This window comes from Pseudogulbenkiania sp. MAI-1, assembly GCF_000527175.1.
In the GTDB taxonomy this organism is placed as follows: Bacteria; Pseudomonadota; Gammaproteobacteria; order Burkholderiales; family Chromobacteriaceae; genus Pseudogulbenkiania.
In genome coordinates this window covers 982,616-995,092 of record NZ_AZUR01000001.1, presented here as the reverse complement: position 1 = coordinate 995,092, position 12,477 = coordinate 982,616, and the positions used below count along the sequence as shown (strand labels likewise).

The 12,477-nt window shown below is 63.9% G+C and carries 14 protein-coding genes; 12 read left to right on the top strand and 2 right to left on the bottom strand.

Annotated features, from left to right (window positions below):
• Positions 1-365 precede the first annotated feature (365 nt).
• From ccoN to PSEMAI1_RS0104550, 7 genes are all read left to right on the top strand, one after another.
• A complete protein-coding gene (ccoN, locus tag PSEMAI1_RS0104580; RefSeq protein ID WP_024301730.1) occupies positions 366-1,793 on the top strand; it encodes a cytochrome-c oxidase, cbb3-type subunit I in 1,428 nt (475 codons plus the stop codon).
• Positions 1,794-1,813: 20 nt separating this feature from the next.
• Positions 1,814-2,428 carry a cytochrome-c oxidase, cbb3-type subunit II gene (gene ccoO, locus PSEMAI1_RS0104575; protein WP_024301729.1) on the top strand — a complete coding sequence of 205 codons (615 nt, stop codon included), beginning with the start codon at positions 1,814-1,816 and terminating at the stop codon, positions 2,426-2,428.
• A gap of 3 nt (positions 2,429-2,431) precedes the next feature.
• Positions 2,432-2,626, top strand: a complete 195-nt coding sequence (locus PSEMAI1_RS0104570; protein ID WP_024301728.1) for a CcoQ/FixQ family Cbb3-type cytochrome c oxidase assembly chaperone — start codon at positions 2,432-2,434, stop codon at positions 2,624-2,626.
• Positions 2,623-3,537 carry a cytochrome-c oxidase, cbb3-type subunit III gene (gene ccoP / locus PSEMAI1_RS0104565; RefSeq protein WP_024301727.1) on the top strand — a complete coding sequence of 305 codons (915 nt, stop codon included), beginning with the start codon at positions 2,623-2,625 and terminating at the stop codon, positions 3,535-3,537. The genes PSEMAI1_RS0104570 and ccoP overlap by 4 nt, the downstream gene beginning before the upstream one ends.
• A gap of 147 nt (positions 3,538-3,684) precedes the next feature.
• Complete coding sequence (ccoG, locus tag PSEMAI1_RS0104560; RefSeq protein ID WP_024301726.1) at positions 3,685-5,136, top strand: cytochrome c oxidase accessory protein CcoG; 1,452 nt, start codon at positions 3,685-3,687, stop codon at positions 5,134-5,136.
• A gap of 3 nt (positions 5,137-5,139) precedes the next feature.
• Complete coding sequence (locus tag PSEMAI1_RS0104555; RefSeq protein WP_024301725.1) at positions 5,140-5,664, top strand: FixH family protein; 525 nt, start codon at positions 5,140-5,142, stop codon at positions 5,662-5,664.
• 1 nt (position 5,665) lies between these two features.
• Complete coding sequence (locus tag PSEMAI1_RS0104550) at positions 5,666-6,067, top strand: YbaY family lipoprotein (protein WP_024301724.1); 402 nt, start codon at positions 5,666-5,668, stop codon at positions 6,065-6,067.
• A 53-nt stretch (positions 6,068-6,120) separates the two neighbouring features.
• On the opposite strand, the gene PSEMAI1_RS0104545 is transcribed toward PSEMAI1_RS0104550, so the two are convergent.
• Complete coding sequence (locus PSEMAI1_RS0104545) at positions 6,121-7,509, bottom strand: tryptophanase (protein ID WP_024301723.1); 1,389 nt, start codon at positions 7,507-7,509, stop codon at positions 6,121-6,123.
• A 480-nt stretch (positions 7,510-7,989) separates the two neighbouring features.
• Here PSEMAI1_RS0104545 and PSEMAI1_RS22150 point away from each other — a divergent pair, with 480 nt between their 5' ends.
• The 5 genes from PSEMAI1_RS22150 to PSEMAI1_RS0104520 are packed head-to-tail and all read left to right on the top strand — an operon-like array spanning position 7,990 to position 11,745.
• Positions 7,990-9,009 carry a glycosyltransferase family 39 protein gene (locus PSEMAI1_RS22150; RefSeq protein ID WP_232219833.1) on the top strand — a complete coding sequence of 340 codons (1,020 nt, stop codon included), beginning with the start codon at positions 7,990-7,992 and terminating at the stop codon, positions 9,007-9,009.
• Positions 9,009-9,527, top strand: coding sequence for a hypothetical protein (locus tag PSEMAI1_RS22145; RefSeq protein ID WP_232219832.1), 519 nt, complete (start codon positions 9,009-9,011; stop codon positions 9,525-9,527). The genes PSEMAI1_RS22150 and PSEMAI1_RS22145 overlap by 1 nt, the downstream gene beginning before the upstream one ends.
• Positions 9,528-9,543: 16 nt before the next feature.
• Entirely contained in the window at positions 9,544-10,560 is a 1,017-nt protein-coding gene (locus tag PSEMAI1_RS0104530; RefSeq protein WP_024301722.1) for a glycosyltransferase family 2 protein, read from the top strand.
• Positions 10,550-10,936 (top strand): GtrA family protein, encoded by a 387-nt coding sequence (locus PSEMAI1_RS0104525; RefSeq protein ID WP_024301721.1) that lies wholly within the window; start codon positions 10,550-10,552, stop codon positions 10,934-10,936. Before PSEMAI1_RS0104530 ends, PSEMAI1_RS0104525 begins: the two co-directional genes overlap by 11 nt.
• Positions 10,933-11,745, top strand: coding sequence for a ChbG/HpnK family deacetylase (locus PSEMAI1_RS0104520; protein WP_024301720.1), 813 nt, complete (start codon positions 10,933-10,935; stop codon positions 11,743-11,745). Before PSEMAI1_RS0104525 ends, PSEMAI1_RS0104520 begins: the two co-directional genes overlap by 4 nt.
• On the opposite strand, the gene PSEMAI1_RS0104515 is transcribed toward PSEMAI1_RS0104520, so the two are convergent.
• Positions 11,742-12,419, bottom strand: coding sequence for a TIGR01621 family pseudouridine synthase (locus tag PSEMAI1_RS0104515; protein ID WP_024301719.1), 678 nt, complete (start codon positions 12,417-12,419; stop codon positions 11,742-11,744). The two genes, PSEMAI1_RS0104520 and PSEMAI1_RS0104515, sit on opposite strands and share 4 nt — an antisense overlap.
• Positions 12,420-12,477 lie beyond the last annotated feature (58 nt).

The window sequence follows — 12,477 nt, the reverse complement described above, 5'->3', positions numbered from 1 at the left end:
CCAAATCAAAGGGCCCTTGCCCCATGACAATATAATCCGGAAGAGTCGCAGCAACGGGCGGGGGCAACCCGGGAGGTAAACAGCAGGGCCACAGACAGGACGAGACGGCCCGAAACCACAAGCCACGGCTGGTCCGGCTGATGCAATTGTTTTAGAATGGCGAGTTAAATAAATGGGGGAACAGCGTCTGTTGCCGCCACTGCGCGCAGCGCCGCGTCCCGGGCAACGATCATGCCCTTGATTTATCTCAAGTTCGGAATTTCAACGGCGGGAAGCCCCTTTCCACATGGGGACGGAAAGCTGGGCTTCAAGTCGATACGGTTTGTAAAAAAGTTCTGAGTTAGCAACCTTGGAGAAAATCTTAAATGGAATCGCAATCCACTTATAACTATAAGGTGGTGCGCCAGTTTGCCATCATGACCGTCGTTTGGGGCATTGTTGGCATGCTGATGGGCGTCGTCATCGCCGCCCAGCTGGTGTGGCCGGAGCTCAATTTTGGGCCCTACTTCCACTTCGGCCGCCTGCGCCCGCTGCATACCAACGCCGTGATCTTCGCCTTCGGCGGCTGCGGCCTGTTCGCCACGTCCTACTACGTGGTGCAACGCACCTGTAACGTCCGACTGATCTCGGACAAGCTGGCCGCCTTCACCTTCTGGGGCTGGCAGCTGGTGATCCTGGCCGCGGCCATCACTCTGCCCCTGGGCATCACCTCCGGCAAGGAATACGCCGAACTCGAATGGCCGATCGACATCCTGATCACCCTGGTCTGGGTCGCCTACGCCGTCGTGTTCTTCGGCACCATCGCCATCCGCAAGGTCAAGCACATCTATGTGGCCAACTGGTTCTACGGCGCCTTCATCCTGGCCGTGGCCCTGCTGCACATCGTCAACAACCTGGAAGTGCCGGTCACCCTGTGGAAGTCCTACTCGGTCTACGCCGGCGCCGTGGACGCCATGGTGCAATGGTGGTACGGCCATAACGCCGTGGGCTTCTTCCTGACCGCCGCCTTCCTTGGCATGATGTACTACTTCGTGCCGAAACAGGCCGGCCGTCCGGTTTACTCCTACCGCCTGTCCGTGGTGCACTTCTGGGCGCTGATCTTCACCTACATGTGGGCCGGCCCGCACCACCTGCACTACACCGCCCTGCCCGACTGGACCCAGTCGCTCGGCATGGTGTTCTCGCTGATCCTGTTCGCGCCGTCCTGGGGCGGCATGATCAACGGCATCATGACCCTGTCCGGCGCCTGGCACAAACTGCGCACCGATCCGATCCTGAAGTTCCTGGTGGTGTCGCTGTCGTTCTACGGCATGTCCACCTTCGAAGGCCCGATGATGGCCATCAAGACCGTGAACGCCCTGTCGCACTACACCGACTGGACCGTCGGCCACGTGCACTCCGGCGCCCTGGGCTGGGTCGGTTTCATCACCATCGGCTCGATGTACTACCTGCTGCCGCGCCTGTTCGGCCGTGAAGAGATGCACAGCGTCAAGCTGATCGAGGCCCATTTCTGGCTCTCCACTGTCGGCGTGGTGCTGTACATCGCCGCACTGTGGATTTCCGGCGTGATGCAAGGCCTGATGTGGCGTGCGCTGAACCCGGACGGCACCCTGACCTACGCCTTCGCCGAAGTCGTCAAGGCCACCTACCCGTACCACTTCGTCCGTTTCCTGGGTGGCGCCCTGTACCTGATTGGCATGCTGGTCATGGCTTACAACACCTTCCGTACCGTCACCGCCGGTCGCGCCGTCGACGCCAAGATCCCGGCCGTCACCGCCTCGGCACACGCTTAAGCGGAAAGGGTAAGAAGAACATGGAAAAGATTCAGAAACTGATCGAAGAGCGCGTCGGCTACCTGATCGTGCTGACCCTGCTGGTCATCAGCGTGGCCATGCTGGTGGAAATCGTGCCGCTGATGTACCAGAAATCCACCACCGAGCCGGTGGCCGGCGTCAAGCCCTACACCGCGCTGCAGCTGGCCGGTCGCGATATCTACGTGCGCGAAGGCTGCTACAACTGTCACTCGCAGATGATCCGCCCGTTCCGCGCCGAAACCGAACGCTATGGCCACTACTCGGTGGCCGGCGAATCGGTCTACGACCACCCGTTCCAGTGGGGCTCCAAGCGCACCGGCCCGGATCTGGCCCGTGTCGGCGGCCGCTATTCCGATGAATGGCACCGCGTGCACCTGGTGAATCCGCGCGACGTGGTACCGGAATCCAACATGCCGGCCTTCCCGTGGCTGGCCAAGAACCTGGTCGACGCCGAAGTGCTGCCGAAGAAAATGGAAGCCCTGCGCAAGGTAGGCGTTCCGTACACCGACAAGGACATCGCCGAAGCTGCCGCCCAGGCGCAAGGCAAGTCGGAAATGGACGCTGTCATCGCCTACCTGCAAGGTCTCGGTCTTGCACTCAAGAACGTACGTTAAGCCATGGACTGGACCAATCTGGGGCGCAGCCTGTTCACGGTGTTCTGCTTCGTCAGCTTCATCGTGATCCTGGTGGGCGCCTACAGCAAAAAATCCAGGAAGCGGTACGAGGAAGTGGCCGATCAGCTCTTCCTCGATGACGACAAGGTGCAGGAAGCCGGCAACGACAACCCGGCTTCCAACGGAGCAAAACAATGAGTGATTTCGTGAGTGATTTCTGGGGCGTATACATCGCCGTCGTGGTAATCGTCGGCATCGTGGGCCTCGCCTACCTGCTGTTCACCCAGTCCAAGACCACCCTGAAGAAGGGCGACAAGGTCGAGACCGTCGGCCATGTCTGGGACGATGACCTGGAGGAATACAACAACCCGCTGCCGCGCTGGTGGATGATGCTGTTCTACATCACGCTGATCTTCAGCGTGGTGTACCTGGTGCTCTACCCCGGCCTTGGCACCTTCAAGGGCATCCGTGGCTGGAGCCAGGTCGGCCAGTACAACGAAGAGCGTACCCAGGCCGAGGCCAAGTACCAGCCGCTGTACGACAAGTTCCTGAAGCAGGACATCCAGACCGTGGCGGCCGATCCGGAAGCCCAGGCCATGGGCAAGCGCCTGTTCCAGACCTACTGTGTGCAGTGTCATGGTTCCGACGCGCGCGGCGCCAAGGGCTTCCCGAACCTGACCGACAACGACTGGCTGCACGGCGGTTCGGCGCAGAAGATCGAGGAAACCATCACGGTGGGCCGCACCGGCCAGATGCCGCCGTTCGGCGCCGCGTTCGGTGAAGAGAAGGTCAAGGATGTGGCCAACTACGTGATGTCGCTGTCCGGCAAGAAGCACGATGCCGACCGTGCCTCGCGCGGCAAGGAAACCTTCGCGGCGATCTGCTCGGCCTGCCACGGCCCGGACGGCAAGGGCAACCAGGCCATGGGCGCGCCCAACCTGACCGACAACGTCTGGCTGTACGGCGGCACCGAGAAGACCATCATCGAGACCGTCACCAACGGCCGCAACAACCAGATGCCGGCCTGGAAGGACTTCCTCGGCGAAGGCAAGGTACACCTCCTGGCGTCCTACGTCTGGGGGCTGTCCAACAGTACCAAGGCGCAGTAAGCCTCGATCAGCAATACTGCCCGCTCATGCGGGCAGTATTGCTTGGCGTCAATGATTAATCGCAAAACATAATATAAAATCCTTAATAGAAACTTTCGGCAAGCCTGTACCCGCCGGTTTCCCGAAATCTTCTCGCAGGAAAGTACGATGGCCGAATCACTGAAAGATATCCCGATCAAGGTCGAGCGCAGTGCAGCGCAGAAAACCGCGGCGCAGGACGGCACGGAAGTCTCGTTGTACGAAGCCCGCCAGAAAATCTATCCGCGCAATGTCAAGGGGCCGTTCAACAACTGGCGCATCGTCTTCGTGCTGGGCACGCAACTGGTGTTCTTCGGCATTCCCTGGCTAATGTGGAACGGACGCCAGGCCGTGCATTTCGACCTGATCAACCGCCAGTTCCACTTGTTCGGCCTGACCATCTGGCCGCAGGACTTCGTCTACCTTGCCGCCCTCTTGATCTGCAGCGCCTTCGGCCTGTTTGCCTGGACCACCATCGCCGGACGGCTGTGGTGCGGCTACTCCTGTCCCCAGACGGTGTACACCGAGATCATGCTGTGGATCGAGCAATGGGTGGAAGGCGACCGCAACAAGCGCATGAAGCTCGACAAGCAGCCGATGAACTTCACCAAGTTCCGCATCAAGTTCACCAAGCACACCATCATGGTGCTGTTCTCGCTCATCACCGGCTTCACCCTGGTCGGCTACTTCACACCTATCCGCGATCTGGTGGCCGCCGCGCCGAGCTTCGATTACGGCCCGTGGGAGATGTTCTGGATGTTCTTCTACGGCGGCTTCACTTATCTGTTCGCCGGCATGATGCGCGAGCAGGTGTGCAAGTACATGTGTCCGTACGCCCGCTTCCAGGCCGTCATGTTCGACGCCGACACCCTGATCATTTCCTACGACGAGAAGCGCGGCGAACCGCGCGGCGCGCGCAAGAAAGGTATCGACCCGCGCAGCGAGGGCCTGGGTGATTGCATCAATTGCAGCATCTGCGTGCAGGTCTGCCCGGTCGGCATCGACATCCGCAACGGCCTGCAATACGAATGCATCGGCTGTGCCGCCTGTATCGACGGCTGCGACGAAGTCATGGACAAGATGGGCTACCCGCGCGGCCTGATCCGTTACACCACGGAAAACGCGCTGGAAGGCAAATACAGCGAGAAGGAGATCGTCTCGCGCCTGAAACGGCCGCGCGTGGTGATGTACGGCTTGGTGCTTTTGACCGTGCTGATCGCTGCCGGCACCTCCTTCGCCCTGCGCAAGCCGTTCAAGGTGGACATCATCCGCGACCGCGCCTCGCTGGTCAGGGAAACCGACGAAGGCTGGCTGGAGAACAGCTACAGCGTGAAGATCATCAACGTGTCGGAACAAACCCAGCGCTACCGTATCTCAGTCGAGGGTCTGCCGGGGATCAAGCTCAAAACCGACAAGCCCATCGTGGCGGTCAAGGGTGCCGAGAGCGAAACCGTGGCGGTACGCGTCGAGGCCGACCCGCAGTATGCCACCAAGGGCAGCCACGAGATTCACTTCGTGATCCAGTCGGCCGACGACCCCACCCTCAAAGTGGAAGAAAAATCGAGCTTCATCGGAGAGTAAGGCATGCAGAAAGACCCCAAGGGCTCCCGCCCGTGGTACCGCGAACCCTGGCCGTGGCTGTTGATGGCCGGCCCGGTCGTCGTCGTGATTGCCGCCTTCGTCACCTTCGGCCTGGCGGTCAAGAGTGACGACGGCTTGGTGGTGGACGACTACTACCAGCAGGGCAAGGAGATCAACAAGCAATTGCATCGCGACAAGGCTGCCCAGGCCATGGGCCTGTCGGCCCAGGTGCTGTTCAGCCCCGACATGCGCCAGGTGCGCGTCATCACCACCAGCCGCGAGCCGCTGCCGGCGGCGCTGGAACTACTGCTGCTACACCCGTCTCAGGACGATTTCGACCAGCGCATCGCCCTGCAGCGCACCGGCGACAACGTCTACCAGGGCAGCCTGAAGCCGGCGTCGGCCAACCACTGGTACCTGCAGTTGCAGGACCCGGCCAAGCGCTGGCGCCTGGAGGGAGAGTGGCGTACCGCCGAAGGCCAGCAGGTCATGCTGGGCACCCCTACCCTGACCCCGGTGGAGAACTGACATGGATCGACGCCACGCCCTGCTGGGCCTCGCCGCGCTGGCGCTGAGTGCTTGCGCCACCCGCGGCGGCTACACTCCCGCCTACCTCAACGGCACGGTGTCGCTGGCGGCGGACAGCCCGCTCTCCCGCGCCGGCAGCCTGGTGCGGGTCAGCCTGCTCGACGTGAGCAACAGCGATGCCCCGCCGCGCCTGCTGGCCGAACAGTACCTGGAACAGCCGCCGGCCTTCCCGGCCGGCTTCTCGCTGTGCTACGACCGCCATGCCATCCAGGCCGACGGCCGCTACGTCGTGGAGGCGAAGGTCTTCGTCGACGGCGAACTGCGCCTGGCCAGCCGCGAGCCGCGCCGCGTGCTGGACGGCAGCAGCAACGCAGACATCCGCGTCGAACCGGTCGCACGCTGACCGTCGTACCGAGGAAAAACGGGGAGCCTGACTCCCCGTTTCTCATTTCACCCTCATACCGGCTTCAGCCGCGCCGTGAAGTGGCGCAAGATCGGCGGCTCGTAATCGAAACGCAAACCACAGATCGAGGCCGCGCGCCGCTTGACGTCGATCAGGCAGTCGGCGATGTAATCCATGTGGTCGTTGGTGTAGACCCGGCGCGGGATGGTCAGCCGCAACAGCTCGAACGGCGACGGCTCCTGGACGCCGGTCTGCGGGTTGCGCCCCAGCAGCAGCGAACCGATCTCCACCCCGCGTATCCCGCCCTCCAGATACAGCTCGCACGCCAGCGCATGGGCCGGGAACTGCTCGGCCGGGATGTGCGGCAGCAACTTCTTGGCATCGACGAACACCGCATGGCCACCGGTCGGGTACTGGATAGGCACCCCGCCGGCACGCAGCCGCTCGCCCAGGTACTCCACCTGGCCGATGCGGTAGCCCAGATAGTCCTGATCCATCCCCTCCTTCAGCCCGATCGCCAGCGCCTCCATGTCGCGCCCGGCCAGACCGCCGTAGGTGACGAAGCCCTCCATCGGCACGCAGCGCACCTGCACCGCGCGGAACAGGTCGATATCTTCCTTGAAGCAACATAGGCCGCCGATGTTGACCAGGCCGTCCTTCTTGGCCGACATGGTGAACATGTCGCCGTAGCCGAACATCTCGCGCACGATATCGGCGATGGCATGGCCGGCGTAATCCGGGTCGCGCTGCTGGATGAACCAGGCGTTTTCGGCGAACCGTGCGGCGTCGATGATCACCGGGATGCCGTTGGCGCGTGCCAGCTTGCTGGCCTCGCGAATACTGTGCATCGACACCGGCTGGCCGCCGGCGCTGTTGCAGGTGATGGTGACGATCAGCCCGGCCACGTTGTCGGCACCGACCTCGGCAATGATCTCGGCCAGCCGCGGCAGGTCGAAATCGCCCTTCCAGTTGTAGGCGGTCTCGGTATCGAAGGCCTTCGGCGTCAGGACATTGATGGCCCGGGCGCCGGCGATCTCGACATGCGCCTTGGTGGTATCGAAGTGGTAGTTGGACAGGAATACCGGCGCCTTGCCCTTGACGCGCTTGACCAGCTCCGGGAACAGGATCTGCTCGGCACCACGACCCTGGTGGGTCGGGATGGTGTAGGGATAGCCGAACACCTCGTTGACCGTCTCGGTCAGGTGGTAGAAGTTGCGGCTGCCAGCGTAGGCCTCGTCCCCCATCATCAGCCCGGCCCACTGCCGGTCGCTCATCGCGCCGGTGCCGCTGTCGGTCAACAGGTCGATGTAGACGTCCTCGGCTTTGAGCAGGAAGGGATTCCAGCCGGCCTGCTCCAGGGCCTCACGGCGTTGTTCGGGGGTGGTCTGCTTGATCGGTTCCACCATCTTGATGCGGAACGGTTCGGGAATGCGACGTGCCATGACAATCTCCCGGCCGCCGGCCGGCCGCGGGCGCACGAACGCCACGCGCGACAAGACCGACAGCCTCTGTCTTCAGTTTAAACGCTATGCAGAAAAAAGACGGGCGCCACCGAGCGGCGGCAAGGAAGCTCAGGCGCGGGGGAAGTCGTCGGCGAGGACAACGTCGAGGGTGTACCAGTTCATGGGCAGGCTGCTGCGGTTGGCCCCTGCCCGGGTCAAGCAAGCCAACGTGTTCATTGGAGAATCACCTTGAGAATGGTGCCGGATGGCAGGGCGAGACTACTCCACTCTCCCGGCGAGGGCAAGCCGCAGCCCCAAACCGCCGGCAAGATGACGCCCGCCTGTACCGCTATTGCCACGGCCGCGTCAGGATTCCTTAAGGGAACCACGATAACGTCATCCTGGCTGCGACGGCATTCTAGCCGCTGTTCATTCTCCCAAGCCTTGACCGGAGGCCCCATCAAGATGCACGACAAAGTCGTGAACAGACTCTCGACCACTCCCACCGGGCTGGCCGCCCCGGATGGCCTGCGAACGTTGCCCGGTGGCGCGCTGAAGTGCGCGGCCCGACGCAGCTGGCAGCACCAGGCCATCCTGGTCTTGCTGGGACTGCTGGCGATACGGCTGCTCGCCATGGCCGTGATCCCGCTCAACGACACCACCGAAGCCCGCTACGCCGAGATCGCCCGCAAGATGCTGGAAACCGGCAACTGGGTGACGCTGTGGCACGACTACCAGATTCCGTTTTGGGCCAAACCGCCGCTGTCCACCTGGCTGTCTGCCGCCTTTATGGGCGTATTCGGAGTGAACGAGCTGTCCGCCCGCCTGCCGGCCCTGCTGCTGGCCATCGGCACCGTGGCACTGACCACCTCGCTGGCGGCAGTGCGCAGCGGGCGCGAGGCCGCCACGGCCTGTACCCTGGTGCTGTCCGGCGGCTTGCTGTTCTTGCTTTCCGCCGGCACGGTGATGACCGACCCGGCGCTGATGTTCTCCGTCACGCTGATCCAGGTCGCCTTCTGGCGTGCACTGCGCGAACGCAGCCGACACTGGGGCTATCTGTTCTTTGCCGGCCTAGGCCTCGGCCTCTTGGCCAAGGGGCCGGTTGCGATCGTACTCGCTGCCATGCCGATCGGGCTCTGGGTGATCGTCCAGCAGCAGTGGAAGCCCTTGTGGCAGCACCTGCCGTGGCTGAGCGGCCTGCTGCTGACGCTGCTGATCGCCGCACCCTGGTACCTGCTGGCGGAACAGCGCACACCGGGCTTTCTGAATTATTTCATCATGGGCGAGCACGTCGCCCGCTTCCTCGACCCGGGCTGGAAAGGCGACCGCTACGGTTTCGCTCACGCCACCCCGCACGGCATGATCTGGCTCTACACCCTCGGCGCGCTGCTGCCGTGGTCGCTGGCGATGTGGCCCTGGCTCGTGCGCCAGCGCCGCCGCCTGCCCGCCCTGTGCCGCGACCAGGACGGCTGGCTGCTGTACGCGGCCTTGTGGCCGTGATGACGCTGCTGTTCTTCAGCCTCTCCGGCAACATCATCTGGCCCTATTCGCTGCCGATGCTGCCCGGTTTCGCGCTGCTGTTCGCCGAACTATGGCAACGCGCCGATGTGCCGCAGCGCGGCCGCTGGCTGCCGGGGCTGGCCATGGTCAGCGGCGTGATCACGCTGGCGGTCGCCGCCGCCTTCATGTTGTGGCCGGAGTCGGTCGGGCGCAGCCAGAAAAGACTGATCGCGGCGTGGCAACAGCAGCAGCCCGGCACGGCCAGCCAGTTGCTGTACTGGGATCGCCGGCGCGAGTTTTCTGCCGAATTCTATTCCGGCGGCCGCGCCCGCAGCAGCACCGACGCCGCACGCTTCCAGGCGCTGTTGCACAACGCCACGCAGGACTACATCGCCGTCGACGCCAAGGAAGTCGGCGAGCTGCCGCCCGCGGTGCGCACCGGCTTCGAGGAGATCGGCCGCTTTCGCAACATGAAGGACGTGACGCTGCTGCTGCGCGAGCGTCTGCCAGCGCACTGAGCCCGCCGGAGCCGATATGAAGGAAAATCACGTTCCCCCTTACCTGCTCGGCCTGCATGCCGCCGAACGGCCGGCCGACCCGCTGGTGAGCTGCATCATCCCGGCCTACAACGAGGCCGACAACATCGTCCCGCAGCTGCAGACGCTGCACCGGCTGCTCGAGGAGCACGGCTACCGTCACGAGCTGATCGTCGTCGACGACGGCAGCCGCGACGCCACGGTGGAAAAGGTGCTGAATGAAACGTCTCCGCTACCGGTCACGCTGATCCAGTTGTCGCGCAACTTCGGCAAGGAAATCGCGCTGACCGCCGGGGTCAACCAGGCCCGGGGCGACGTGGCGGTGCTGATCGACGGCGACTTCCAGCACCCGCCGGAGCTGGTGCCGGAATTCCTCGCGCACTGGCGCCAGGGCTACGACATGGTGTACAGCGTGCGCTCGAGTCGAGATGGCGAGAGCCTCACCAAGCGCTGCTTCACCCGGCTGTTCTACGCCCTGCTCAACACCGGCTCGCGCCTGAAGATCCCGGAGAATACCCAGGATTTCCGCGTGCTGGACCGCAACATCCTCGATGCGCTGCGCGCCATGCCGGAGCGTGACCGCTTCATGAAGGGGCTGTACAACTGGGTCGGTTTCACCCGGCTCGGGCTGGAAACCCATACCAACGCCCGCCGGGCCGGTTGTAGCAGCTTCAACTTCAAGCGCCTGCTCGATCTCGGCCTGACCGGGCTGACCTCGTTTTCCACCATGCCATTGCGCATCTGGACAGTGATCGGCAGCGGAATCTCGCTGTTGGCCATCGGCTATGCTTTCTATGAGGCGTTCCGCACCCTGGTTTACGGCAACCCGCTGCCCGGCTGGCCGACACTGGCCGTGGCGGTGACCTTTCTCGGCGGCATTCAGCTGCTGTCGATCGGCATCTTGGGCGAATACGTCGGGCGGATCTTCGACGAGGTGAAGCAGCGGCCCAACTACCTCGTTAGCCGCATCATCTCCCCCACCGGCACGGAGAGCGCAGTCCACCATGACACGTGAGCTAGTGGTGTTCGGTTGCGTCGGCATCAGCGCCATGCTGACGCACTTCGTCATCGTCAGCCTGTGGCTGGTGCCGGCCGGCCTGCCCCCGCTGGCCGCCAATATCGTCGCCTTCCTGCTGGCGTTCCAGGTCAGTTACTGGGGGCATCGCCGGCTCACCTTCCAGGCCCAGCATGTCCCGCATCGCCAGTCGCTGCCGCGCTTTTTCGGCGTTGCCGGCCTGAGCTTCGCCTTGAACGAGGTGCTGTACTTCGTGCTGCTGCGCTTCACTCCGCTGGATTACCGCAGCGCGCTGCTGCGGGTACTGCTGCTGGTGGCCGTGGTCACCTTCGTGCTGAGCAAGCTGTGGGCCTTTGCCGGAAAGCGGTCGGCATGAGCCACCGGTTGACGCTGTGCGCCGACGATTTCGCCCAGTCGCCCGCCATCAGCGCCGGGATTCTCGCGCTGCTGGAGCGCCGGAGGCTGAGCGCCACCAGCGTGTTCAGCCTGTCGCCGCTGTGGCCGTCACTGGCCAGCGAACTATCACCGTACGCCCACCATGCCGATATCGGCCTGCACTGCAACCTGACCCACCCGTTCGACGACGGCGCCCGACCGCTCGGCCATTGGCTGCTGCACAGCCAGCTGCGTCTGCTGTCGCGTCGGCAGTTGTGCGACGTGCTGCTGCGCCAGATCGACGCCTTTGCCGATGCGCTCGGCCGGTTGCCGGCCTACCTCGACGGACACCAGCACGTGCACGCCCTGCCGGTGGTGCGTGACGCCTTGTTCGACGCCATCGCGTTGCGCTGGCGCGCGCCCGCCAAGCCCTACCTGCGTGCGCCGGACCGGCTCGGCGACGGAGGGGACAGCCAGGGCAAGGGCATCGTGCTCAAGGTGCTGTGTGCCGGCTTCGCCGGTCTGACAGCACGTCGCGGCTACCACACGCCATCCTGGTTCGGCGGACTGTATTCACTGTCGGCGGAGGCGGATTTCCCGGGCCTGATGCGTCGCTGGCTGAGGCACTGCCCGGACGGCAGCCTGATCATGTGTCATCCCGGCTTGCCGGCAAACGATTCCGGCGACCCGATCGCCTCAGTACGGCAGCAAGAATACCGCTACCTGGCGAGCCCCGCTTTCGAGGAAGACTGCCAGCGCTACGACGTCACGCTGCTGCCGTTCGTCCAAGCGGCAAAGCTGGGGAGCTAAAGAACCGGCCAGGGCAGCGCCTGGGGCTGCCATTCCGGCTTCGCCAGCGCGGCCTGCAAGGTCTCTGAAGTGAAGTGTTCGCCATGGCGTGGCGGACAGACGAAACGGAAACGCTCCCCCTCTAGCGTGAACGCCAGCGAGTAGGCGTGCAGGTAGCCCCGGTCGGCCGGGGTGCCGCCGTACAGCTCGTCGCCCAGGATAGGCGCCGACAGGCTTTTCAGCGCCACGCGCAGCTGGTGCGTCTTGCCGCTGTGCGGGCGCAGGATGAACAGGCGCAGGCCGGGCTGCAACGAGAAACTAAAGAACTGGGTGACGGCCGGGTTGGCCAACGACGGCAGCAGGCGCCAGGCGCCGCCGCGCCCCTTGACCATGTCGCCCTTGACCAGCCCCTGCTTCTTCTGCGGCTTGCGGTCCGACAGCGCCAGGTAGAACTTCTCCACCTCGCGCGTGGCGAAGGCGTCCCCCAGGCACGACGCCACCTCGGCCGAACGCGCCACCAGCAGCAAGCCCGAGGTCAATCGATCGAGGCGGTGCACCGGCCACAATGCATCGTCGGCCAGTTGCTCACGCAATGCCTCCATCAGCCCGGCCTCGTCGCCCTGGCGGTGAAAGCTCGCGCCGGGGTGCTTGGCGATGACGTAGAAACGCGGGTCGGCGGCAATCAGATCGAACACGGCGCACTCACCATGAAAAAGAGGCCGATTCTAACAGCGAAGCAGCCTCTCGTTCTCG

Excerpts from the sequence above, each read along its gene's own strand:
- ccoN (WP_024301730.1), top strand. The coding sequence starts at position 366 with ATGGAATCGCAATCCACTTATAACTATAAGGTGGTGCGCCAGTTTGCC.
- ccoO (WP_024301729.1), top strand. The coding sequence starts at position 1,814 with ATGGAAAAGATTCAGAAACTGATCGAAGAGCGCGTCGGCTACCTGATC.
- PSEMAI1_RS0104570 (WP_024301728.1), top strand. The coding sequence starts at position 2,432 with ATGGACTGGACCAATCTGGGGCGCAGCCTGTTCACGGTGTTCTGCTTC.
- ccoP (WP_024301727.1), top strand. The coding sequence starts at position 2,623 with ATGAGTGATTTCGTGAGTGATTTCTGGGGCGTATACATCGCCGTCGTG.
- ccoG (WP_024301726.1), top strand. The coding sequence starts at position 3,685 with ATGGCCGAATCACTGAAAGATATCCCGATCAAGGTCGAGCGCAGTGCA.
- PSEMAI1_RS0104555 (WP_024301725.1), top strand. The coding sequence starts at position 5,140 with ATGCAGAAAGACCCCAAGGGCTCCCGCCCGTGGTACCGCGAACCCTGG.
- PSEMAI1_RS0104550 (WP_024301724.1), top strand. The coding sequence starts at position 5,666 with ATGGATCGACGCCACGCCCTGCTGGGCCTCGCCGCGCTGGCGCTGAGT.
- PSEMAI1_RS0104545 (WP_024301723.1), bottom strand. The coding sequence starts at position 7,509 with ATGGCACGTCGCATTCCCGAACCGTTCCGCATCAAGATGGTGGAACCG.
- PSEMAI1_RS22145 (WP_232219832.1), top strand. The coding sequence starts at position 9,009 with ATGACGCTGCTGTTCTTCAGCCTCTCCGGCAACATCATCTGGCCCTAT.
- PSEMAI1_RS0104530 (WP_024301722.1), top strand. The coding sequence starts at position 9,544 with ATGAAGGAAAATCACGTTCCCCCTTACCTGCTCGGCCTGCATGCCGCC.
- PSEMAI1_RS0104525 (WP_024301721.1), top strand. The coding sequence starts at position 10,550 with ATGACACGTGAGCTAGTGGTGTTCGGTTGCGTCGGCATCAGCGCCATG.
- PSEMAI1_RS0104520 (WP_024301720.1), top strand. The coding sequence starts at position 10,933 with ATGAGCCACCGGTTGACGCTGTGCGCCGACGATTTCGCCCAGTCGCCC.